The sequence below is a fragment of the Microbacterium sufflavum genome, from assembly GCF_023091155.1.
Taxonomy (GTDB): Bacteria; Actinomycetota; Actinomycetes; order Actinomycetales; family Microbacteriaceae; genus Microbacterium; species Microbacterium sufflavum.
Window position 1 is genome coordinate 16,750 of sequence record NZ_JAHWXK010000002.1, and the last position, 20,509, is coordinate 37,258.

23 protein-coding genes and 1 tRNA gene are annotated in these 20,509 nt (G+C 72.9%); 13 read left to right on the forward strand and 11 right to left on the reverse strand.

Annotated elements, in window-relative coordinates:
- Nucleotides 1–32: 32 nt before the first annotated feature.
- Nucleotides 33–965: an NUDIX domain-containing protein gene (locus tag KZC56_RS14630; RefSeq protein WP_247638896.1), complete on the forward strand. Its 933-nt coding sequence runs from the start codon at nt 33–35 to the stop codon at nt 963–965.
- Between the two features lie 28 nt (nt 966–993).
- Here the strand turns inward: KZC56_RS14630 and KZC56_RS14635 are convergent, their stop codons facing one another.
- The 3 genes from KZC56_RS14635 to KZC56_RS14645 all read right to left on the reverse strand — a co-directional run bounded on the left by KZC56_RS14635 (nt 994) and on the right by KZC56_RS14645 (nt 2,692).
- Nucleotides 994–1,365: an RNA-binding S4 domain-containing protein gene (locus KZC56_RS14635; RefSeq protein WP_136045540.1), complete on the reverse strand. Its 372-nt coding sequence runs from the start codon at nt 1,363–1,365 to the stop codon at nt 994–996.
- Nucleotides 1,365–2,033 (reverse strand): lysoplasmalogenase family protein, encoded by a 669-nt coding sequence (locus tag KZC56_RS14640; RefSeq protein ID WP_247638897.1) that lies wholly within the window; start codon nt 2,031–2,033, stop codon nt 1,365–1,367. Before KZC56_RS14640 ends, KZC56_RS14635 begins: the two co-directional genes overlap by 1 nt.
- Nucleotides 2,034–2,095: 62 nt before the next feature.
- Complete coding sequence (locus KZC56_RS14645) at nt 2,096–2,692, reverse strand: GNAT family N-acetyltransferase (RefSeq protein WP_247638898.1); 597 nt, start codon at nt 2,690–2,692, stop codon at nt 2,096–2,098.
- Between the two features lie 108 nt (nt 2,693–2,800).
- Here KZC56_RS14645 and KZC56_RS14650 point away from each other — a divergent pair.
- A tRNA-Pro gene (locus tag KZC56_RS14650) sits at nt 2,801–2,877 on the forward strand.
- Between the two features lie 108 nt (nt 2,878–2,985).
- On the opposite strand, the gene KZC56_RS14655 is transcribed toward KZC56_RS14650, so the two are convergent.
- Together KZC56_RS14655 and KZC56_RS14660 are read right to left on the reverse strand one after the other, a co-directional pair.
- A complete protein-coding gene (locus tag KZC56_RS14655) occupies nt 2,986–3,552 on the reverse strand; it encodes a flavin reductase family protein (protein WP_247638899.1) in 567 nt (188 codons plus the stop codon).
- 189 nt (nt 3,553–3,741) lie between these two features.
- The gene (locus KZC56_RS14660; protein WP_136031247.1) at nt 3,742–4,248 is read right to left on the reverse strand and encodes an NADPH-dependent FMN reductase; all 507 of its coding nucleotides are present in this window, start codon (nt 4,246–4,248) and stop codon (nt 3,742–3,744) included.
- Nucleotides 4,249–4,411: 163 nt separating this feature from the next.
- Here KZC56_RS14660 and KZC56_RS14665 point away from each other — a divergent pair, with 163 nt between their 5' ends.
- Together KZC56_RS14665 and KZC56_RS14670 are read left to right on the forward strand one after the other, a co-directional pair.
- Entirely contained in the window at nt 4,412–4,729 is a 318-nt protein-coding gene (locus tag KZC56_RS14665; RefSeq protein WP_136031249.1) for a sugar ABC transporter ATPase, read from the forward strand.
- Complete coding sequence (locus KZC56_RS14670; RefSeq protein WP_136045527.1) at nt 4,729–4,935, forward strand: DUF2188 domain-containing protein; 207 nt, start codon at nt 4,729–4,731, stop codon at nt 4,933–4,935. Before KZC56_RS14665 ends, KZC56_RS14670 begins: the two co-directional genes overlap by 1 nt.
- Before the next feature lie 4 nt (nt 4,936–4,939).
- Here KZC56_RS14670 and KZC56_RS14675 read toward each other — a convergent pair whose 3' ends face one another.
- Nucleotides 4,940–5,098 (reverse strand): hypothetical protein, encoded by a 159-nt coding sequence (locus KZC56_RS14675; protein ID WP_168442822.1) that lies wholly within the window; start codon nt 5,096–5,098, stop codon nt 4,940–4,942.
- A gap of 53 nt (nt 5,099–5,151) precedes the next feature.
- Nucleotides 5,152–7,284: an RNA polymerase recycling motor ATPase HelR gene (helR, locus tag KZC56_RS14680; protein WP_247638900.1), complete on the reverse strand. Its 2,133-nt coding sequence runs from the start codon at nt 7,282–7,284 to the stop codon at nt 5,152–5,154.
- A 128-nt stretch (nt 7,285–7,412) separates the two neighbouring features.
- On the opposite strand from helR, the gene KZC56_RS14685 reads away from it, so the two are divergent.
- The gene (locus KZC56_RS14685; protein WP_136031252.1) at nt 7,413–7,994 is read left to right on the forward strand and encodes an NADPH-dependent FMN reductase; all 582 of its coding nucleotides are present in this window, start codon (nt 7,413–7,415) and stop codon (nt 7,992–7,994) included.
- Nucleotides 7,995–8,004: 10 nt separating this feature from the next.
- On the opposite strand, the gene KZC56_RS14690 is transcribed toward KZC56_RS14685, so the two are convergent.
- Nucleotides 8,005–8,868 carry a DUF72 domain-containing protein gene (locus tag KZC56_RS14690; RefSeq protein ID WP_247638901.1) on the reverse strand — a complete coding sequence of 288 codons (864 nt, stop codon included), beginning with the start codon at nt 8,866–8,868 and terminating at the stop codon, nt 8,005–8,007.
- A gap of 99 nt (nt 8,869–8,967) precedes the next feature.
- On the opposite strand from KZC56_RS14690, the gene KZC56_RS14695 reads away from it, so the two are divergent.
- The gene (locus KZC56_RS14695) at nt 8,968–9,195 is read left to right on the forward strand and encodes a hypothetical protein (RefSeq protein WP_136031254.1); all 228 of its coding nucleotides are present in this window, start codon (nt 8,968–8,970) and stop codon (nt 9,193–9,195) included.
- 532 nt (nt 9,196–9,727) lie between these two features.
- Nucleotides 9,728–10,111, forward strand: a complete 384-nt coding sequence (locus KZC56_RS14700; RefSeq protein WP_247638902.1) for a hypothetical protein — start codon at nt 9,728–9,730, stop codon at nt 10,109–10,111.
- Between the two features lie 90 nt (nt 10,112–10,201).
- Here KZC56_RS14700 and KZC56_RS14705 read toward each other — a convergent pair whose 3' ends face one another.
- Genes KZC56_RS14705 through imuA' form a run of 3 tightly spaced genes read right to left on the reverse strand, consistent with a single transcriptional unit; the run spans nt 10,202 to nt 15,974 of the window.
- Nucleotides 10,202–13,654: an error-prone DNA polymerase gene (locus KZC56_RS14705; RefSeq protein WP_136031256.1), complete on the reverse strand. Its 3,453-nt coding sequence runs from the start codon at nt 13,652–13,654 to the stop codon at nt 10,202–10,204.
- The gene (locus KZC56_RS14710) at nt 13,654–15,192 is read right to left on the reverse strand and encodes a DNA polymerase Y family protein (protein WP_136031258.1); all 1,539 of its coding nucleotides are present in this window, start codon (nt 15,190–15,192) and stop codon (nt 13,654–13,656) included. The genes KZC56_RS14705 and KZC56_RS14710 overlap by 1 nt, the downstream gene beginning before the upstream one ends.
- A complete protein-coding gene (imuA', locus tag KZC56_RS14715; protein ID WP_136035397.1) occupies nt 15,189–15,974 on the reverse strand; it encodes a DnaE2-dependent mutagenesis accessory factor ImuA' in 786 nt (261 codons plus the stop codon). Before imuA' ends, KZC56_RS14710 begins: the two co-directional genes overlap by 4 nt.
- A gap of 130 nt (nt 15,975–16,104) precedes the next feature.
- On the opposite strand from imuA', the gene KZC56_RS14720 reads away from it, so the two are divergent.
- The 6 genes from KZC56_RS14720 (at nt 16,105) to KZC56_RS14745 (ending at nt 20,496) form a co-directional block, all read left to right on the forward strand.
- Complete coding sequence (locus tag KZC56_RS14720) at nt 16,105–16,575, forward strand: prepilin peptidase (RefSeq protein ID WP_247638903.1); 471 nt, start codon at nt 16,105–16,107, stop codon at nt 16,573–16,575.
- A gap of 48 nt (nt 16,576–16,623) precedes the next feature.
- Nucleotides 16,624–16,836, forward strand: coding sequence for a hypothetical protein (locus KZC56_RS14725; RefSeq protein ID WP_046749348.1), 213 nt, complete (start codon nt 16,624–16,626; stop codon nt 16,834–16,836).
- Entirely contained in the window at nt 16,829–17,446 is a 618-nt protein-coding gene (locus KZC56_RS14730) for a CYTH domain-containing protein (RefSeq protein ID WP_136031264.1), read from the forward strand. The genes KZC56_RS14725 and KZC56_RS14730 overlap by 8 nt, the downstream gene beginning before the upstream one ends.
- Nucleotides 17,447–17,508: 62 nt before the next feature.
- Complete coding sequence (locus KZC56_RS14735; RefSeq protein ID WP_136045486.1) at nt 17,509–18,669, forward strand: type III polyketide synthase; 1,161 nt, start codon at nt 17,509–17,511, stop codon at nt 18,667–18,669.
- Nucleotides 18,666–19,388, forward strand: coding sequence for a methyltransferase domain-containing protein (locus KZC56_RS14740; protein WP_247638904.1), 723 nt, complete (start codon nt 18,666–18,668; stop codon nt 19,386–19,388). Before KZC56_RS14735 ends, KZC56_RS14740 begins: the two co-directional genes overlap by 4 nt.
- A complete protein-coding gene (locus tag KZC56_RS14745) occupies nt 19,375–20,496 on the forward strand; it encodes an FAD-dependent oxidoreductase (protein ID WP_247638905.1) in 1,122 nt (373 codons plus the stop codon). Before KZC56_RS14740 ends, KZC56_RS14745 begins: the two co-directional genes overlap by 14 nt.
- The last annotated feature ends 13 nt before the right edge of the window (nt 20,497–20,509 follow it).

Genomic DNA, 20,509 nt, shown 5'->3' on the forward strand with positions numbered 1-20,509 from the left:
CCGCCACCCCGATGCTGTGAAAAGCTGAGGGGGTGACAGTCGTACCCCCCGCTCCCGGCGAACCGCGTCGCCCCGAAGGACCGCGCAACCCCGGCGACGCCTGGGTGGTCGCAGACACGGGGGAGCGCTACTGGGGGCGGTTCGGTGCGGCCGGTCTGCTCGCGGTCGACGCGACGCGCGGGATCCTGCTGCAGCACCGCGTGTCGTGGAGCCACTTCGGCGGCACGTGGGGGTTGCCCGGCGGTGCGCTGCACGAGGGCGAGTCGGCGATCGTCGGAGCGATCCGGGAGGCGCAGGAGGAGGCGGGCGTGCCGGACGGCGCCGTGCGTCCGCGCTTCACGAGCGTGCTCGACCTCGGCATCTGGTCGTACACGACGGTAGTCGCCGATGTGCGCAGCCCGTTCGACCCGGTGATCAGCGATCCGGAGAGCGTGGCGCTGGAGTGGGTCCCGGTCGACCGCGTGGACGAGCTGCCGCTGCACCCGGGGTTCGGGGCGGCGTGGCCGATGCTGCGCGCTCAGCTCGATGTGTTCCCGGCCGTGGTGGTCGACGGGGCGAACGTGGTCGGGTCGGTGCCCGACGGCTGGTGGAAGGACCGAGCAGGTGCGGCCGCGCGCTTGCGTGACCGGCTGGCCGGGCTGGCGGTGCCCGCGGACGACCTGGGGCTCGACGGAGACGACTGGTACCCGGAGGTGGCGCTCGTGGTCGAGGGTCGTGCCCGCGACATCGGGACCGAGGCCGCGGAGACCGGTGCCGCCGAGGCCGGAGTCGCGGAGCCGGCGCTGGCGGTCGTGCGGGCCGAGGCCGCGGGCGATGATGCGATCGTGGCCGAGGTCGAGCGTCGGGTCGCGGGGGCGCAGCGGGTGCTGGCGGTCACGAGCGACCGGGAGCTGCAGGCGCGGGTCGAGGCCGCGGGCGCGCAGGTGCGGTCGAGCGGGTGGCTGCGGAGGCTGCTGGACGCCTGACGCGTGCGGACGAGCGGATGCCGCGGGGTCAGTCGGGCGGGGTGTCCCGGCCGCGGAGGCGGTCGATCTCGCGGCGCTCGCGTTTGGTCGGGCGACCGGCACCGCGGTCGCGCAGGCCGAGCGCGGCCTGCGGTTCGCGTTCGGGTGTGCGGTCTTCGTAGGCGAGGGCGGCGAGTGGGGCGCCGACGCGCTTGACGAGCAGCTGCCGGACGATGAGGATGCGGTCGAACCCCGAGATGCGGATGCGCAGCTCGTCGCCGATGCGGACCGTCTGCGCGGCCTTGGCCTTGTCGCCGTTCACGCGCACATGCCCCGCACGGCATGCGGTGGTCGCGGCCGACCGGGTCTTGTAGACGCGGACGGCCCACAGCCAGCTGTCGACGCGGACGCTGTCAGCCATCACGAGGCCTTCCGTGCGAGGACGACCAGGGTGCCCGCGATGAGGAGCCCCTGTCCGAGCGTGTAGGTCGCCATCACGGCGGGGCTGCTCCAGGCCGGGAGAGCATCGGGGAGGAAGAGCCGGAACGCGAGGATCGTGTCGCTGGCGAGGAAGAACGCGCCGCCCACCGCGACGAGGGGGTGGCAGCGGGCGGCCATCGCCGCCGTGCCGCCCAGCAGCAGCCCGTAGGCGGCGACGGCGATCAGCAGGGGGCCGGTGTGCGGCCCGAGCGTGAGGATCATCGCGACCCACCACGCCGCGTACACCAGCGTCCACCAGGGCAGCCGACGCCGGGCGAGGTGCCTCGCGAACAGCACGATGTACGCCACGTGCGCGAGGCCGAAGAACCCGAGCATGAGCGGAAGCTCGGGGGCGGCGGGGAACAGCGCCCCCGCGCCGTCGCCCAGCCAGGAGAACAGCAGCGCCGCGAGCGCGAGCACGAGGGCGGAGCGCGGCCGGAGGCGTGGGGCGGCCACGAGCACCGGTACCGCGAGCAGCGGCATGAGCAGCAGCTTGGTCGGAGCGGCCAGGTCGTGGTCGAGCGCGAGCAGCACGACGTGCAGCAGCGACACCGCGACGTACGGCGCGAACGCCCACACGATCGGGCGGGGGAGGGTGCGGCGGCGCATCCCCTCATCGTATGGCCGCGGCGGTATATCCGGGGGCGCGGGGGTGTGCCGCGGGGTGGTGGTCATGCGTCGGTGCGGGAGGACAGGTCGAGCGTCACGAGAACCCGTCCGGGCTTCATGACCGTCTGCTCCGTGAAGCCTGCGCCGAGGAAGGTGTTCAGCGTGCCGTGGAACAGGTCGTTCGCGCGCTGCTTCTCGCCGCGGGTGTCGACCGGGTACCCCTCGACCAGACGCGCTCCGGAGGCCGCGGCGTAGTCGACCGCCGCCCGCAGCAGTGCCGCGTTGAGTCCGGTGCCCCGGTGCTCGCGGCGCACCACGAAGCACGTCACCGCCCACACGGACGGGTCGTCGAACGGCTCGGCGGACGACGCGGCGATGATGCGCGTGCGGGGGATGCGGGCCTGGGCGGTGCGCGGTCCGATACGGATCCAGCCCGCGGCCTCGCCGTCGACGTAGGCCACGAGCCCGGGCGGTGGACCCTCGTCGATCTCGGCCCGGAACATGTCGGTGCGCTGCGGCGTGGTGGTCGTGTTCCAGTCCTTGTTGCTCAGTATCGGCCAGATGCACTGGCAGCTCGCACCGTCGCCCCCGCCCGTGAGAGCGTGCTGCACGTCGTCCCAGCGGTCGGACGTGGCGAGTTCGGTGGTGATCGTCGGCATGACCGCGACGGTACGCGGTGGCTCCGACACCCCGCAACGCCCCGGTTCGCGAGAGGGCCGCGGGTACGGCTAAGATAGGGGAGTTGCCTGCGCGAGAGTGCAGAACAACGGGCTGTGGCGCAGCTTGGTAGCGCACTTGACTGGGGGTCAAGGGGTCGCAGGTTCAAATCCTGTCAGCCCGACCAGAAAGCCCCGGTGAGAGCATCCTTCTCACCGGGGCTTCGTCGTTTCCGGCTTTGCGGATCTCGCACCGCTGCGGCGGAGAGGCGGACAACGCCGGTGTGTACCCGCCGTCAGGGGAGGAGCGAGTGCGCGCCCAGGGCGTGCCACGTGCGGTCGTGGTAGACGAGGGCGCGCTCGGCGTGCCGGGCGATGTGCGCCTGCAGGCCGTGCGCGGCGATGACGGTCGAGCCGCCCGCCTCCATCCGGCTCACGACGGCGCAGCGCACCCAGGCGCGGGCTCCCGCGAACACGGGCTCCCCGGTGGCGAGCGGGGCCCAGGCGTTCGTATCGGCGAAGCGGTCGATGCCGCTGGTCGCCCCTAGGCGCGCGAGCTCGATGTCGTCCGCATCCAGGAGGTGCACCACGACCGTCGCGGCCGAGGTCAGGGTCTCCGCCGCCGACGACAGCGCCGACACCGAGAACACCAGCAGCGGAGGATCCACGCTCACCGACGACACCGACGACGCCGTGAGCGCCACGGGGCCGTCCGCCCCCTGCGCGGTGATCACGGCCACGCCTCCCGGGTGCCCGCGGAACACGGCCTTGAACGTGTCGGCGCCGACCGACAGCCGGTCCAGCACGTCGGAGGCGGCACGCTCGCGGGCGGGGGACGAGGACGAAGCGGCGGGGGCGGTCATGCCACGACGGTACGCACGGCCCCCGCGACCGCGCACGTGCACTGCAACACGGCGACATGCGCCGCCACATACCGTCGCTCCGGGTAGCGCGTGGAAGACCGCTCCTCACACGGGCGTCTGCGTCGATCGTCCTCTCGGACCGGCCCTCGACCGCGGCACTCGCGTTCCGCTCGCGTCACCCGCCCCTGGTCAGTGCGCGAGCAGCGATTCCAGCGCCCGGCGGTGCGGGGCGAGCCACGCGGACACGAGGCGCGTGCGGTCGTCGACCTCGGCGGCCGGGAACGCGAGGCCGCGCACGGGCACCGTCGCGCCGAGCTCGACCAGCAGGGGGCGCAGCGTGTGCTCGACGGCGAGGGTGTGCGCGGGGGAGCCGATCGTGAGGACGGGCACGGCGACCACTCCGTCCAGCCCGCCCGTGTCGACGCGGTCGAGGAACGCCTTCAGCAGCCCGGTGTAGGCGGCCTTGTACGTGGGGCTCGCCACGACCACGACATCCGCCGTCGACACCTCCTCGACCAGGGCGTCGATCTCGGGGTCGGGCACGACGAAGACCCGGTCCGCATACGCCGCGAGCTCGATGGTGGGCAGCACCTCGGCGCCCGTGAGGTCGGCGAGCTGTGCCGCGACCTCCTCCGCGACGCTCGTGGTGCGGGAGGACGGGTGGGGGTTCCCCACGAGGACCGCGATCGACGTCATGAGTCGATTCCAGCCCGGCGGGCGCGGCCGGGCAAGCGCAGCGACGCGTAGCGTCACGAAACCCGACGCCGCCGGAACCTACCCGCTGTGGTCGGCCCGCTCAACCCCCTCGGCACCGGGAACTCCGGGCGGCACACTGGGCGGACCGATCGAAGGAGGAGACATGGCATCGACACCCGACGACGTCGGCGGTCAGCCGCTGCGCGACGGCGACGCGACCACCGAAGCAGACCCGCGGGACGATCCGGCGCAGGCGGAATGGGAGCGCACGGAGGCCCTCGACGACGGCGCCTCCGCCGACGAGCTCGACACGGCGACCGCGACCGGGCGCGACCCGGACGAGATCCCCGATCCCGACGACGAGGTCCCCGCGGACGACCTGCCCGGCTCCGGCCCGCAGCCCGAGAGCCAGGGCGAGGACCCGGTGCTCGCCGACCTCGGCGACGAGGGACAGGGCGACCTGGGCCCCGGTGACGTGTGATGACCGTCACCGCCGTGGTCACGCGGTCGAAGAACGGCCAGTGGGTGAACGAGGCCGAAGGTGCTCCGGAGCTCTCGCGCAGCTACGCCAGCCGGGATGAGGCGATCGAGGAGGGCGAGGCGCTGGCGTCGGAGCACGGCGTGCGCCACACGGTCGAGATCAGCGAACCGACCGGCACCATCGTCGACCAGGACGACAGCGTCTGAGCCCTCAGCGCAGGCGGCCGAGGTCCTCGCGGTCCCGCGGCTCCTCGCCGTCCTGCGGCTGCTGGAGGTGCCCGCACTCCGGGCACCTCCAGCCGCCGGGCACCGCGAGCATCACCACGTCGTCCTCGGGACAGTGCGGTGCCGTGCGCGCGGCGTTCGTCATCGTCTCAGGGTAGAACCGCCGGACCGCGGGCGGATAGCGACCTTCGTCCGGGATCACCCGAGCAGGATGAGCTCCCGCGTGCTCCGGGTCATCGCGACGTAGCGGTCCACCGCGCCGGTCAGGTCGTCGCCGAACCGCTCGGGGTGCACCAGCACCACGAGGTCGAACTCGAGTCCCTTGGCCGAGGTCGGCGTGAGCGAGCGCACGCGGTCGGTCGGGGGGAACGAGGAGTCCCCGATCACGCAGGCCACACCGTCGGGGTTCGCCGCGAGCCAGTCGGCGAGCACGGCGGGCAGCTCTGCCACGGCACCGGTCCGCACCGGGTTGCCGCTCTCGCGCACCGAGGTCGGGACGTTCGCGTCGGGCAGCGCCGCGAGGATTCCGGGGGCCGCGACCGCGATCACCTCCGCGGGGGTGCGGTAGTTCACCCCGAGGTGGGCCACGCTCACCTCCCGTACGCCGACCCGGGCGAGCCGCTGCTGCCACGTCTCGGTGAAGCCGTGTCTCGCCTGGGCGCGATCCCCGACGATCGTGATGCTGCGCGAGGGGCACCGGGCGAGCAGCATCCGCCACTGCGCATCCGTGAGCTCCTGCGCCTCGTCGACCACGATGTGCCCGAACGGCCCGGCGAGCTCGTCCGGCGGCAGCACGGGCGGTGCGTCCACGCCCACGAGCACGTTGCGGGCGTCCTGGCCACGCAGGATCGACATCACCTTCATCTCGCTGTCGTCGTCCTCGATCAGGTGGTCGACCACGTGCGACATCTGCTCCTGCGCCGAGGCGATCACGGCGTTGCGGCGGTGGGCGGCTCGCACGGCCTCCGGGTCGCCGATGCGCCGGTGTGCCGCGTCGAGCAGCGGGAGGTCGGCGTCGGTCCAGGCATCCGGACGGTCGCGCTGCAGCAGCGTCACCTCGTCGGGGGTCAGCGTAGGGGCACACGCCCGCAGGAACTCGGGGGAGCTCCACAGCCGAGCCACCACCTCGCCCGGTGTCAGCAGGGGCCACGCGCGCACGAACGTGCCGGTCAGCTCGTCGTCCTGCCGCAGCCACCGTCGCACCGCGTGGGGCGGCACCTCGTCATCGTTGACCTGTTCCACCAGCAGTTCCAGCAGCTCTTCCCACACCTCGTCGCGCGCCTCGTTGTGGGTCGCGGCGGGGTCGGCACCCGCGAACACCTCCGCCCACTCCTCGCGGCTGAGCCACAGGTCGGCCCACGGGGAGTCGAGGCGCGTCGCGTGGCCGGGCGGCCGCTCGAACGCGGCGGCCGCGGCGGCGAGCACGGCCTCGGGGTCGAGCGCGGCCTTGAGCGCGGCGATCCTCTGGTCGGCTTCGGGCGGGGCCGTCGCGCCTTCCGGGGTGAGGTCGCGGAGGGTGCACAGCCGTACGGTGTCCTCGCCGAGGCTCGGCAACACGTCTTCCACGTAGGCGAGGTAGTGCGGGTTCGGGCCCACGAGCAGCATCCCGCCCGCGCTCGCGGTGAGGTGCGGTTCGGCGTAGAGCAGGTGGGCCGCGCGGTGCAGCGCCACCACGGTCTTGCCGGTGCCCGGACCACCGTCCACCACGAGGGCGCCGCGGGACGGGGTGCGGATGATCGCGTCCTGGTCGGCCTGGATGGTCGCCAGCACGTCGCGCATGCGGGCGGTGCGGTGCGTGCCGAGGCTCGCGATGAACGCGGACTGGTCGTCGAGGGAGGCCGCGCCGTCGAAGCCGTCGGCGGTCAGGGCCTCGTCCCAGTAGTCGCTGATCCGGCCGTCCGTCCACCGGTATCGGCGGCGGGAGATCAGACCGCGGGGGTCCTCCAGCGTCGCGGCGAAGTAGGGCTCGGCGGCGGGCGCACGCCAGTCGATCAGCAGCCGGGTGCCGTCGGACGCGGCGAGCCCGGTGCGGCCGATGTAGACGGGCTCGCCGTCGGCGGGGGTCATGCGGCCGAGGCACACGTCGATGTCGAAGCGTTCGAGCACGCGCAGGCGCGACGACAGCCGCCGGATCTCGAGGTCGCGGTCCACGGCGGCGCCCCCGGAGCCGGCGCGCACGCGACGGACGTCGTCGAGCCGTCGGGCGACGTCGGCGCGCTGACCGTCGAGTTCGGCCGCGATGCGCTGGAGGTGTCGGCGATCGGCGTCGATGAGGGCGGGGGCGGTCTTGGCCTGTTTCTCGGGGGAGAGGTGGAAGGGGTCGATGGGCATGAATCTCCTTCGCGTTCCACGCGCCGGAGCGCGCGCAGACCGTCGATTCTGCCCCCGGGGTGGGGCCTTGCGGCAAGCCCCCACCGCGGAGATATCCTGGAAATGCAGGGAGAGACGGGGGACTCACCATGGCCCATCGGATCGGCTACCTCATCGGCAGCCTGGCGTCGGACTCGATCAATCGCACCCTCGCGAGGGCGCTGGTGCGCCTCGCGCCGCCCAGCCTGGAGCTGGAGGAGATCCCCATCCGCGGCCTTCCCCTCTACAACCGCGACGACGAGCTCGAGCCGGTCGAGGCGGTCACGGAGTTCAAGCGCGCGGTGGAGAGTGCCGAGGGCCTGCTGTTCGTGTCGCCCGAGTACAACCGGTCGATCCCCGGCGCGCTGAAGAACGCGATCGACTGGGGCTCGCGCCCGTGGGGTCACAACTCGTTCGCCCGCAAGCCGAGCGGCATCATCGGTGCGTCGACCGGCGCGATCGGCACGGCCGTCATGCAGTCGTCCATGCGCAGCGTGCTGAGCTTCCTCAACGCCCCGCAGCTGAACGCGCCGGAGGCGTACATCACGTTCCGGCCCGAGGTGTTCGGTGCGGACGGCGAGGTGCACGACGAGGGCACGAGAGACTTCCTCGCGCACTACATGGAGGAGTACGGGGCGTTCGTCGAGCGGGTGCTGTCGCTCACCGCGCCAGGACACGTCGGCGACCGCTGACGCCTCGCCATCACGCCGGTGGGGCGTCCACGAGGGCGCGCAACGCCAGGGCGTCGTGCGGGGCGTGCCCGCGGGCGTCGTTGTCGAAGTACACGAACACGTCGCGCGGGCGGCCGTCCGCGGCGCCCGACCCGTCGGCCCAGGCCCGGATGAGCGTCGCCCACTCGCGCAACTCGGCGCCGGTGTACCCGCTGTGGTACAGCATGCGCGCGCCGTGGAGCCGGATGTACACGTGGTCCGCGGTCAGCGCGTCGAACCTCGACCATCGCCCCGCGGTGTCCGCGACCACCAGCGCGGTGCCGTGCGCCTGCAGCAGCGTCAGGCTCGCGGGGTCGGCGAAGGTGGCGGAGCGCGGTTCGAGCGCGTAGCGCAGCGGCCGGTCGGCGTCGATGTCGAGCCACGCGCGGTCACGGAGGCGTTCGTCGTGGCCGCGGGCGAGTTCGAGCGCCTCCCCGGTGGTGCGGGGGAGGCTGTCGAGGAACGACTCCAGGAGCGCCGGCACGAACTTCTGGCGCTCCGGCAGCTGCCACAGGATCGGCCCGAGCCGTTCGCCGAGCGCCAGCACGCCCGAGGCGAAGAAGTTCGCGAGGGCCTGGTCGACCGCGCGCAGGCGCAGCATGTGCGTGACGTAGCGCGACCCCTTCACGGCGAACACGAAGTCGTCCGGCACGCTCGACGCCCACGTGCGGTAGCTCTCCGGTCGTTGCAGCGAGTAGAACGAGCCGTTGAGCTCGACCGAGGGGAACTGCTCCCCGATGTACTCGAGCTCGCGGCGCTGCGGGAGGCCGCGGGGGTAGAAGTCGCCGCGCCAGCGGGCGTAGCGCCAGCCCGAGACGCCGATGCGGACGCGCCCGGTGAGGGGTCCCCCGGTCACGGTGCCGCCTCCGCGAGGGGGTGCGTAGCCGTCAAGCCCCTTGCCGCTGGCCGACGGGCGTTACAGGGTGGGAGCATCCGCCGAACGAGAGGAGACGCGATGTCCCTGAGCGACCAGCCGATCGACGAGGTCAAGCCGGAAGCCGACCTGCAGGAGCAGGAGCGGCCCGATCTGGAGGTGCCGGACGACCCGGAGGTGACGACGACCGGCGAACCGGACGTGCACTCGGTCGAGGCCGACCCGGCCGATGCGGCCGAGCAGCGGCACGAGGTGCCACTGGACGACGACGATCTCGACGACGCCGACGCCGACGACGACGTGCTGTAGGGCGATGCGGCACGCGCGGCGTCCCCCGGGTGCGCGCGGTGAGCGGGCGCCGAGTCTGTGGAACGCGCCGGTGGGACGAGAGGCGCTGCGGGAGCGGTGAAGGCCCCGCGGGTGCCTCCCGTCCGACGCGGGGCGCGAGTCGTTCGGAACACGGTCGTCATGGGGGGCGACGCTAGCCCCGCGGCGGCGTGTGCGGGCCGGGGTTGACCGCGGCCTTGCCGACGGCTAGTCGGGGACGGCTGACGGGCGAGGATGTGGGGTGCCGTGGCGCGGGGTATGCCCTCTCGACCGGACCGCCCCAGCACGGTGCTGTCGAGAGGGCTCACCGTCCTTCCCGGACGGTTGGGGAGGCGGCGAAACTTCCGCTGCTCTCGACGGCTGATTCCCCAGTTCCTCAGCCTGTAGCCCCCGCTACGAAGAGCAGAATATCGCTTAATCGCCGTGTCCGCCATTTGGGGGACAAAGAAAGTTGCGAAGAGGTTTTCGCCCGGGGTGTCTGTCGGGTCCGGTGGCGGTTTCGTAGGGTGGGGGAATGGACAGGATGCTCGTGTTCGCCGGTCAGGTCGCGCTCCCGCTCGGGCATCGGATCGAGGTGACCGAGCACGATGAGGGAGAGGGCCGAGAGCCGATCGTGTTGTCGGTGGTCGACCTCGACACGGGGATCCGGTACCGGCGCGGCGAGGAGGCGCGCGGCGCGCTCTCGCGCTGGATCGGACGGGTTCTGGAGTGCACGGTCACGGTCAGCGGCGGCGTGACGCGCACGGCGCTGCGCGTGGACCCCGTCGGGCCTGCGGCGAGCGAGGCCGGGGTCGCGCTGCGGGGAGCGGATGCGGCGGTGGAGGCGGCGAAGGCGGAGGCCGACCGCTGGGGTGGCACCGACCGCCCGCCGGCCGAGGAGCCCGAGCGCTTCTGGTGACGCACGCGGGCCGCGCGGGGCCGGGGCGGGTGCCCGGTGCGGTCGGCGGACGTCCTTCGCTTCTGAGGGCCTGCGCTGTCGGTGCCCGGGTCATCGGAAGTCCCGCGATCGGTGGGCCACGCCGGTCTGCAGATCCTCGAAGGCGTCGGCGAGCACGTTGACCACACCCTCGGGTGAGCGTTCGAGGATGCCGCGGATGATGAGTGCCGGCGACTCGCGGGCGATCCGGCCGAAGCGGCCCCAGACGCCGGTGGAGCAGATCACGTTCACCAGACCGCTCTCGTCTTCGAGGTTCACGAAGGTGACCCCGGCCGCTGTCGCCGGTCGCTGTCGGTGGGTGACCAGCCCGGCGACCTCGATGCGTCGTCCCGTCTCGTGCTTCTGCAGATCGGCCGCGGTCAGCACCCCGCGGGTCTGGAGGGCTGCGCGGAAGTGTGCCATGGGGTGGTCGTCCGTCGAGATGCCCGTGGCCCAGAGGTCGGCCGAGAGCCGTTCGTAACTCGTCTGGTCGGCGAACAGGGGAGGCTGCACAGCCACGGTCGTCCCCGGCAGGAAGCGGGAGCGGTCGTCGGCCGCGGCCCCGGCGAGCCAGATCGCCTCCCGACGTTCGAGGCCGAGGCACGCGAAGGCGCCGGCGGTGGCGAGGGCTTCCAGCTGTGCCGCCGTCGCATCGGTCCGCCGCACCAGGTCGTGGAGATCGCGATAGGGGCCGTGGGCCTCACGCTCGGCGACGATCCGTTCCGCCAGCGGCACGCCGATGCCGCGGATGCCGCTGAGCCCGAGTCGCACCGCGAACCGCCCGTCCCTGCGGTGTGCCGCCGACTCGTCCGGCGCGCTCCGGTCGAAGCGCAGGACTTCCGGTTGCGGATCCGCCAGGCAGCTCTCCCTGCCCGTGGGCCCGGTGCCGCCGTCCGCGGCGACGGGTTCGAGCAGCTCGGTGGCCCCGGACAGGTGCAGATCGGGGCGGCGCACCTCCACCCCGTGCCGGCGGGCATCCGCCGTGAGTGTCGCGGGGGAGTAGAACCCCATCGGCTGCGACCGCAGCAGCCCGGCGAGGAAGGCCGCCGGGTAGTGCAGCTTCAGCCAGGAGCTCGCGTAGACGAGGAGCGCGAACGACAGCGAGTGCGACTCGGCGAAACCGAAGTTCGAGAACGCCTGGATCTGCGCGTAGATGCGGTCGGCGTCGTCGTCCACGAGTCCTCGCCTGGCCATCCCTGCGTAGAGCTTGCCCCGCACCTTCTCGATCTTCTCCAGCCCTCGTTTGGACCCCATCGCCCGCCGCAGCAGGTCCGCCTCGTCGGCCGTGCAGTCGCCCACCGCCGTGGCCATCTGGATCAGCTGCTCCTGGAAGATGGGGATCCCCAGGGTGCGCTTCAGGATGTCCTCCAGGTCGCTGTGCGGGTAGGGGATCGGGAAGTCCACCGGCGCCTCGCCCCTGGCCTCCCGCTCCCTGTTCTCCTCGTCCGTCCGGTCCTTCGCCATCTTGCGCCGCACGAACGGATGCACCGCGCCACCCTGGATGGGTCCGGGGCGGATCAGGGCGATCTGGATCGCGAGGTCGTAGAAGCGGCGGGGCTGCAGGCGGGGCAGCAGGCCGATCTGCGCTCGGGACTCGACCTGGAAGACGCCGATCGAGTCGGCGCGGCACAGCATGTCGTACACCCCGGCCTCCTCCTTCGGCAGGGTCTCCAGCGTCCATTCCTCGCCGGTGGCCTCGCGCACGAGGTCGAAGCAGTGCTGCAGGGCCGCGAGCATGCCGAGGCCGAGCAGGTCGAACTTCACCAGCCCCATGAAGGCGGCGTCGTCCTTGTCCCACTGGATGACCGTCCTGTCCTCCATGCGGGCGTGCTCCACCGGGACCACCTCGCCGACCGGGCGCGCGGTGAGCACCATGCCGCCGGAATGGATCCCCAGGTGACGGGGGGCCTTGAGCAGCTCGGCGGCGTAGTCGAGCACGGTGTCCGGGATGTCGTGGCCCTCGACGGGCTCGAGCCCCGACCCCCACCCGTCGACCTGCCGAGACCACGAGTCCTGCTGGCCCGGTGAGTACCCCAGGGCCCTGGCCATGTCGCGGACCGCGTTCTTCGGCCGGTACTGGATGACGTTCGCCACCTGGGCCGCCCGCTCTCTTCCGTACTCGCGATACACCCACTGGATGATCTCCTCCCGGCGCCGCGAGTCGAAGTCCACGTCGATGTCGGGCTCCTCCGTGCGCGTGGTGGCGAGGAACCGCTCGAACGGCAGCCGGTAGAGGATCGGGTCGACCGCGGTGATGCCCAGCAGGTAGCACACCGCGCTCGCCGCAGCGGAGCCTCGCCCCTGGCAGAGGATCCCGCGGCGACGGGCCTCGGCGACGATGCCGTGCACGATCAGGAAGTAGCCGGGGAAGTCCTTCTCCTCGATCACGTCGAGCTCGCGCTCGATGCGGCGGTGGCCGTCGGCGTCCAGCCGGGGGTACTTCGTCGGCACCGCCGCCCACACCAGGTGTCGCAGCCAGCTCATGGGCGTGTGGCCCGGCGGCACGTCCTGCCGAGGGAGGGCCGGGCGTGCCATGCGCAGCGGGAAGGCGGAGGCGGCGGCGATCTCCAGCCCGTGTGAGATCGCTCCGGGGTAGCGCGCGAAACGTGCCGTCATCTCGGCCCCGCTGCGCAGGTGTGCTCCGCCGTGCGCGGGCAGCCAGCCGTCGAGCTCGTCCATGCTGCGCACCGCCCTGACCGCGGCCACGGCCTCCGCGAGGGGAGCCTGCATCGGCCTGGCGTAGTGCACGTTGTTGGTCGCCACGACCGGCAGGCGCATCCGCCGCGCGAGGTCGGCGAGAGCGTCGTTGCGCCGTGTGTCCAGGGGCTCTCCGTGGTCGAAGAGCTCGACGGCCACGCTGTCGCTGCCGAACAGGTCGACGAGTCGTCGGAGCGGGGTGGCGGCGTCGCCGGCGTCGAGCCCTCGCCGGACCGCGCCCTTGCGGCAGCCGGTCAGGATCGTCCAGTGTCCGTCCGCGCGGGCGGCCAGGTCGTCGAGGTCGTACACGGGGCGTCCCTTCTCCCCGCCCCGCAGCTGGGCGGCGGTGATCGCCCCGGACAGCCGGTGGTAGCCCTCCATGCCGCGGGCGAGCACGAGCAGATGCTCGCCGGGCGGGTCGGCGGCGCCCTGCGGGGCGAGCGGCAGGTCGAGCGACAGTTCGGCTCCGAACACGGTCTGCAGCTGCACCTCCATGTGCTCCGCGAGCTCGGCGAAGCGCGCGGCGCCGTAGAACCCGTCGTGGTCCGTGAGGGCGAGTGCGCTCAGGCCCAGGCGTTCGGCTTCGGCCAGAAGGTCTTCGGGGGAGGAGGCGCCGTCGAGGAAGGAGTAGGAGGAGTGCGCGTGCAGCTCGGCATAGGGCACGGCGTCCTCCGGCCGCTTCGGCAGGGCGGGAGGGAGGCGCTTGCGGCGTCGGCTCACGGGTCCGGGGTCCGCTCGTCGCCCGGGGGTCGCGGACGGCGGGGCCGGATCGCCGCTGAGGGTGCGCTCCAGTTGATCCCAGCTCAGCGGCGGGTTGTGCCATCCCATCAGCGATACCTCCCTTCAGCCCACCAGCGCTCGCCGGCGTGGAAGACGAGCCAGGCGCGGTCGCGGTCGTCGACGATCTGGAGCCGATGCCCCCGCTTGCCGCCCCCCGGAGCCCACCGGCGTTCCTGCACCGGCCACGGCCCCGCCCAGGCCTGCACCCCGGCACCGTCGATGCGGGCGGGGTCGTTCGACAGCGCCCCGCGGTCGTCCACCGTGAGGACGCTCCCGTCGACCCCGACGACGCCGACCGGGCGGGGAGGGCGGAAGACCTCGGACGGCAGCGGATCGGGGAGGCTGCCCGGCCAGGGCGACCCGGGGTCCCGCGGGGGCACCACTCGTTCGCCCCACGGGGTGAGCACCTGACGGTCGGCCAGCCAGCGCCCACCCGACACGGCCGCCGTGACCACGCCCTGATGTCCGAGCATGGTCTGCACCCGGGAGACCGCGTGGTGCAGGCGCTCGTCGGTGCCCGATCCGAAGAGGCCGGGCTGATGGTGTGCCGCGTCGTCCACGGCGACGGGGAGGATGCGGACCGCCGCGATGCCGCCGAACGCCCTCGCCTCGTCCACGGGTTCCTTCGCGGTCAGCGCCGCCAGGGACTCCAGCTGCCAGCGCACCCGGTCGACGAGGTCGGAGGCGTCGAAGCACGTCGGGTGCAGCCAGGTGCGGGAGAAGACCTCGCCGCCATCGTCCGTCAGATCGATCCGCACCTCGGTGCAGACGACGGAGGCATCGGCGAGGGCGAGCAGTACGGCGTCGGCCGTCTGCCGCACGGCGAAGGCCACCTGGTCGGCGCCGCCCAGGGGGGTGTCGAACTCGATGCTCCGCGCCAGCTCGGGGTCGGGCGGGCGCGGGGTCAGCGGGCGGGAGTCGGCGCCGGAGGCGAGGGCGTGCATCCGGGCTCCCTGTTCGCCGAAACGGTCGCGCACATCGAGCGGGTCGAGGGCGGTGAACGCGCCGAGGGTGCGCACCCCGAGTCGCAGGAGGAGCCCGCTGAGCTGCTCGTCGCGGAGCACCTGGACGGGGTACGGTGCCAGGAAATCCCGGGAGGCGCCGGGCGGGACGACCGTGCAGGGGGCCGTTCCCCGTGCGGCGATCTCGGCCGTGAAGGGACCGTCGGCGACCCCGACGCGCACCTCGGGGTAGCCGGCGTCGGCCAGGATCGCGGAGAGCGCCGCCGCCGCCTCCGCCTCGCCCCCGTGGTAGCGCGAGATGCCCCTGGCTCGCAGGATCGCGAGGCCCGGGCGCAGGAGCGTGACCCCGGGGGCGTGTCTCTCGATGACCTGCAGCACCGGGGCGAAGGCCCGTTCGTCCTTCCCCGGGTCGTGCGGGAGGACCCGGAGCGAGGAGAGGAGTCCCTGGGCGACGCGGCGACGTTGGCCGATGCGGACGCCGTGCGCTCGGGCCGAGGCGGTGCACGCGACGACCGTGTTCGCCTGCACCAGGGCCGTGGGCGGATGCGGCTGCCCGCCACCCAGGGCCGCCCGCAGGGGCCAGTCCGGGAACCACAGCACGAGGACGCGGAGGGGAGCGTTCATCCTGCCTCCGCCCAGAAGAGGAGCTCCGACGGGGCGGAGGTGCCCGACGCCTCCGGTTCGACGGAGAGCGGGGGCAGTGCGGTCAGCTCGGCCACCGCCGTCTCGACGGCACCGTGTCCGCCGGGGAGCCGCACCCGCACACTCGAGGCGCGCGGGCTGTGCCTGGTCCGGGCGGTGACCGTCACCGTGCAATCGGAGAGCAGGCCCCACCCCTCTCCGAGCCCGTGCCAGTCGGGGTCGTGCAGGCGGATGGTGCCCTCGCTCTGCGCCCACCGCCCCGCGCCCGGTTCCTCGGCGACCAGCAGGGTGGAGCCGCGGTCGCGCAGTCGAGCACTCAGCCGTGCGACATCCGCATCCCGGGCCCTCGACTCCGGCTGGACGACGATCAGCGGCACCACTTCGGCGAGGGCGGAGGTCACTGCGAGCCAGCGGTCTCCGGGAGACGGGACGAGGATGAGCCTGGTCAGGTCGATGCCGTAGGCGGCGGCGGCCTCCACCCCGAGGGTCGGCATGCCGATCACCGCGCACCAGTGCCCTTTGCCCGAGGCGGCACTGAGCAGCGCCAGCACGAGGGCCGGGGAGGGGGAGACCGTGTAGGAGGTGCCGGTCTGGAGTCCCTCCTCGGGCAGCAGCGCAGCGAAGGCGGGGTCGAGGGGGAGCAGGGTGTGCTCGCTGCGCCGCCGCTGCATCCGGCTGATCTCGCGGCGCAGCCGCAGCACCTCTCCGGCGCGGTTGTCGCTGGTCGGAGAGAGCGCGGTCATCGCATCGAGCCCGATCCCCATGCATCCATCCTCGAAGATATGTACGAATAAAGCAAGTGACGTGAACGACGCTAATTCGTACATCGGACATCCGCGAAACCCTGTCCACAGGGGGTCATCGGCGCGCATGCTGCTCGCCTAGCCTGCCCGGATGGATCTCCGACTCGCCCTCATCGGCCTGGTGCACGGCGCCCTCCTCGGCATCGGCGGATGGCTGGTCGTGATCGACGCACGCACGCACCGTCTCCCCAACCGCATCGTGCTGCCCACGCTCGCCGCCCTGCTCCTGCTCGTCACCGGGGATGCCGTCGCGACGGGTCGGCCCGAGTCGATGATCCGTGCCCTGCTCGGCGGCGTCCTGCTCGGTGGCTTCTACCTGGTGCTGCGCGTGATCAGTCGCGCCGGCATGGGCGGGGGAGACGTCAAGCTCGCGGCGGTCATCGGGCTGCTGCTTGCGTGGCACGGCTGGACGGCGCTCGCGCTCGGCGCGGCGTCCGCATTCGTCCTCGGAGCCCTGTACGCGCTCGTGCTGATGGCGCTGCGGCGCGCCGACCGGGCGACCAGGATCGCGTTCGGACCGTGGATGATCGCGGGAGCCGTCCTCGGTGTCCTGCTCGGCTGAGCGGCCGGGCGCCGCGCGGATGGGGGAGGTCGGGTCTACTCTGGGCACATGGCACTCGCACGACTCCACGGCGGCCCGCTGGACGGGCAGATCATCCCCCTCGGCGATGCGGACGACAAGCTGATCGTCCCCTACAGCGAGACGCAGGTGGTGTACAACCGCCGCGGCGAGCCGCAGAACACGGGCGAGGGCGACGGCCCGACCGAGGTCGACTACTGGTTCGAGGAGTCGCTCGAAGACCTCACGCTCGAGGATGACTGAGCCCTCCCGCACGGTCGAGGTCGAGCGCACGTACGACGTCGACGACGACACTCCGCTCCCGCGGTGGGAGGCGATCCCGGGGGTCGATGCCGTGTCGTCCGGTGAGCACCGTGCCCTGGACGCGCACTATCTCGACACCGACGACGGCGCCCTCGCGCGCTCGGGCGTCGCGCTGCGTCGCCGCACGGGCGGCCCGGACGAGGGCTGGCACGTGAAGGGGCCGCGGCAGGGCGACGGACGCCTGGAGCTGGGATGGCCGCTCGGTGACACCGGCGAGACCGTTCCCGCCGTGGTCGTCGAGGCGATCTCCGGCTGGACGACGGCGCCGCTGACCCCCCTCGCGCGCATCGAGAACGACCGCACGGCCTACCTGCTCACGGGGCCGCGCGGCGTCGTGGCGGAGTTCGTGGACGATCGCGTCCGTGCGACCGACGTCCGCCGTGGCACGCGCCGCGCGTGGCGTGAGTGGGAGGTGGAGCTCGGTCCCGCCGCTCCCGCCGATGAGGCAGGACGCGCAGCCCTGTTCGCCGCGGTCGAGGGCGTGGTGCGTGCGGCCGGCGCCCGTGAGGCGTCCTCCGAGTCGAAGCTCGCCAGAGCGCTCGGGTTCTAGGCGCGCGACGGCCACGACGCAACCCCTTTTCCCCGGAGCTCGCCGGGTGGTTGAGTGGGCCCATGAGCCGACCGCCTGTGCTTCGATCGCTGCAGACGATCGTCCCCGAGACCGTTCTCGTGCAGGAGCAGGTGCGTGAGGTCTTCGCCGCCCAGCCCGGTCTCGGTCGGCTGGCTCAGCGCATCGTGTCGACCTCCTTCCGCGTGTCGGGGATCGACACACGGCACACCGTGATCGATGAACTCGCCGAGGGGGCGGAGCCGGACGAGCCGCTGTTCTACGACCGTCGCTCCGGTCGACTGCTCGCCCCGGGCACGAAAGCACGCAACGACTACTACACGCGGGAGGCCTCGCGGCTCTTCGTCGAGGCCGCCCGTCGCGCGCTCGACGCGGATCCCGACGTGACCGCCGCCGATGTCACGCACGTGATCACGGTGTCCTGCACGGGCTTCCACGCACCGGGACCGGAGTACGAGATCGTGCGGGGGCTCGGTCTGTCCGATGCGGTCCAGCGCTATCACCTGGGCTTCATGGGCTGTTACGCCTCCATGCCGGCGCTGCGGGCCGCTGCTCAGTTCTGCGCGGCCGATGAGAACGCGGTCGTGCTGGTCGTGAGCGTGGAGCTCTGCACCCTGCACCTGCGCTCCTCGGAGGATCCGGACACGATCGTGGCCTCCTCGCTCTTCGCCGACGGCGCTGCAGCGGGCGTCGTCACCGCGCGTGACCTCCCCTCGTCCGTTCCCGCGCTCCGCCTCGACGGCTTCCACACCGCGATCGTCCCGGAGGGCGTGGACGACATGGCCTGGACGATCGGCGACTCGGGGTTCGAGATGATCCTGTCGACCGCGGTGCCGCAGATCATCGGCGCGTCCATCATCGGGGCGCTGGGCCCGCTCTACTCCCGGGAGGACGGCCTCGCGGAGGCGTTCGCCGCCGGACGGGTGGGTGAACAGGTGCGGCACTGGGCGATCCATCCCGGCGGGCGGAGCATCCTCGACAGGGTGCAGGAGCGGATGGCGCTGAGCGACGCACAGCTGCGACCGGCGCGCGAGACGCTGCGCGAGTACGGCAACATGTCGAGTGCGACCGTGCTGTTCGTGCTGAAGCGGATCCTGGAGCGCGAGGGGGCCGAGCCGGGCGACCGCGTGGCTGCGATGGCGTTCGGCCCCGGTCTCACGGCGGAGAGCGCGCTGCTGACCGTGGTCGCCCCGGCGGCTTCATGAGCGTGGATCTCCGGGTCCGCGCGACCCACGTGCGGGAGCTGATGGACGACCCGCAGGCCGATGAGGAGATGCTCGGTCGCACGTACCAGCGGTTCGGTGCCGTGAACGCGGTGGTCTCCCGGCCCGGACGCCTCTACCGTCAGGACATCCGCCCGCGCGCGGCCGCCCGCCGGATCCGCATCCTGGACATCGGTGCGGGCGGCGGGGATCTGTGCCGCCTTCTCGTGCGGCGGCTGCGGCGGGACGGGCTCGAGGCCGACGTCACGGCGCTGGATGCGGATGAGCGCGCGATCCGGTGGGCGTCAGCGCACGACGCGGGGCTGGGCATCCGCTACCGGTGTGCGCTGTCGTCCGAGCTGGTCGAGAAGGGCGATCGGTACGACGTGGTGCTGTCGAATCACGTGCTGCATCACCTGGATGCCGGGGAGTTCGACGCGGTGCTGCGCGACTCGCAGGCCCTCACCGCTCCGGGCGGGCTGGTCTCGCATCACGACATCGCGCGCGGCCGCCTGGCCTACACGGCTTTCGCGGGTGCCACGTGGCCGCTCTCCCGCACACTGCTCGCCGGTTCCTTCATCCGCGTGGACGGTCTGCGCAGTATCCGGCGCTCGTACACCGCGCGGGAGCTCGCCGCACTGGCGCCGTCGGGATGGAGCGTGCGCAGTCGTCTTCCCGCGCGACTGGAGCTGCGGTGGGAGGCGCCGCGTGCCGGAACATGACGTGCTCGTGGTCGGCGGCGGCCCCGTCGGGCTGCTCGTGGCGTGCCTGCTGGCACAGGACGGTCGGCGGGTGCGCGTGCACGAGCAGCGCGCGGAGCCCGGGCGGCGGACGCGCGCGATCGGCATTCACCGTCCGGGGCTCGATGCCCTCGACGCGGCAGGGGTGGGCACAGCAGCGCGAGCGGAGGCGCTGCGACTGACGGGCGGCGAGGTGCGCAGCAGGGGGCGGCGCCTCGCGTCACTGGACTTCACCGCGGACCGACCCGTCTACACACTGCCGCAGCCGCGGACGGAGGGGCTGCTGCGGGAGCGGTTGCAGCGTCTGCAGGGGGATGCGCTGCGCCTGGGCTCGACCGTCCGCTCGGTGCGCGACGACGGCACGGTCGTGCGGGTGGGCGTCGACGGCACCGACGGGCGGCGCGAGGAGACGGCGTCGATGGTCGTGGTCGCCGACGGTGTGCGCAGTCGTCTGCGTCGCGCGTTCGGGGTGGACTGGGCGCGCCGACCGGGGCGGGCGCGCTACGCGATGCTCGACGTGGAGGCGCCGACGACCGACCACCGCGCGGTGCTGTTCTTCGAGCCGGACGGCCTCGTGGAGTCGTTCCCCCTCCCCGGCGACCGTCGGCGGTGGGTGGTGCGCGAGGGTCAGGGTGGTCCGGTGGCGTCCGCGGCCGAGCTCGCGGCGGTCGTCGCGGCGCGCACCGGGCAGCGGCTGGTCGTGGACGACCGCGCCACGGTGTCGTCCTTCGTCGCCGCGCAGCATGTGGCGGAGCGGGTGCACCGGGGGCGCGTGGTGCTCCTGGGCGATGCGGCGCACGAGGTGAGCCCGATCGGTGGTCAGGGCATGAACCTCGGCTGGACGGCTGCGCTCCGGCTCGCCGCCGTCCTGCGCGACACCGAGCCGGGCGACAGGCCCGACCTCGACGCCTTCGCCCGTCGCACGCGGACGGCCGCCGCGCGGGCCCAGCGGCGCTCGGCGTTCTTCATGGCGATGGGCGCCCCCGCGCCGGTGCCGGTCGTCGCGGGCCGGGAGTCCCTGGTCCGCACGCTCGGCTCACCGGCGCTGCGCGCATGGACGACCGGCCTCCTCACGATGCACGGTCTCTGACGCACGAAGGCCC

Bases quoted from the DNA above. Each gene is read 5' to 3' on its own strand.
- KZC56_RS14635 (WP_136045540.1), bottom strand. From the start codon at position 1,365: ATGGCTGACAGCGTCCGCGTCGACAGCTGGCTGTGGGCCGTCCGCGTC.
- KZC56_RS14640 (WP_247638897.1), bottom strand. From the start codon at position 2,033: ATGCGCCGCCGCACCCTCCCCCGCCCGATCGTGTGGGCGTTCGCGCCG.
- KZC56_RS14645 (WP_247638898.1), bottom strand. From the start codon at position 2,692: ATGCCGACGATCACCACCGAACTCGCCACGTCCGACCGCTGGGACGAC.
- KZC56_RS14655 (WP_247638899.1), bottom strand. From the start codon at position 3,552: ATGACCGCCCCCGCCGCTTCGTCCTCGTCCCCCGCCCGCGAGCGTGCC.
- KZC56_RS14660 (WP_136031247.1), bottom strand. From the start codon at position 4,248: ATGACGTCGATCGCGGTCCTCGTGGGGAACCCCCACCCGTCCTCCCGC.
- KZC56_RS14665 (WP_136031249.1), top strand. From the start codon at position 4,412: ATGGCATCGACACCCGACGACGTCGGCGGTCAGCCGCTGCGCGACGGC.
- KZC56_RS14670 (WP_136045527.1), top strand. From the start codon at position 4,729: ATGACCGTCACCGCCGTGGTCACGCGGTCGAAGAACGGCCAGTGGGTG.
- KZC56_RS14675 (WP_168442822.1), bottom strand. From the start codon at position 5,098: ATGACGAACGCCGCGCGCACGGCACCGCACTGTCCCGAGGACGACGTG.
- helR (WP_247638900.1), bottom strand. From the start codon at position 7,284: ATGCCCATCGACCCCTTCCACCTCTCCCCCGAGAAACAGGCCAAGACC.
- KZC56_RS14685 (WP_136031252.1), top strand. From the start codon at position 7,413: ATGGCCCATCGGATCGGCTACCTCATCGGCAGCCTGGCGTCGGACTCG.
- KZC56_RS14695 (WP_136031254.1), top strand. From the start codon at position 8,968: ATGTCCCTGAGCGACCAGCCGATCGACGAGGTCAAGCCGGAAGCCGAC.
- KZC56_RS14700 (WP_247638902.1), top strand. From the start codon at position 9,728: ATGGACAGGATGCTCGTGTTCGCCGGTCAGGTCGCGCTCCCGCTCGGG.
- KZC56_RS14705 (WP_136031256.1), bottom strand. From the start codon at position 13,654: ATGGGATGGCACAACCCGCCGCTGAGCTGGGATCAACTGGAGCGCACC.
- KZC56_RS14710 (WP_136031258.1), bottom strand. From the start codon at position 15,192: ATGAACGCTCCCCTCCGCGTCCTCGTGCTGTGGTTCCCGGACTGGCCC.
- imuA' (WP_136035397.1), bottom strand. From the start codon at position 15,974: ATGGGGATCGGGCTCGATGCGATGACCGCGCTCTCTCCGACCAGCGAC.
- KZC56_RS14720 (WP_247638903.1), top strand. From the start codon at position 16,105: ATGGATCTCCGACTCGCCCTCATCGGCCTGGTGCACGGCGCCCTCCTC.
- KZC56_RS14725 (WP_046749348.1), top strand. From the start codon at position 16,624: ATGGCACTCGCACGACTCCACGGCGGCCCGCTGGACGGGCAGATCATC.
- KZC56_RS14730 (WP_136031264.1), top strand. From the start codon at position 16,829: ATGACTGAGCCCTCCCGCACGGTCGAGGTCGAGCGCACGTACGACGTC.
- KZC56_RS14735 (WP_136045486.1), top strand. From the start codon at position 17,509: ATGAGCCGACCGCCTGTGCTTCGATCGCTGCAGACGATCGTCCCCGAG.
- KZC56_RS14740 (WP_247638904.1), top strand. From the start codon at position 18,666: ATGAGCGTGGATCTCCGGGTCCGCGCGACCCACGTGCGGGAGCTGATG.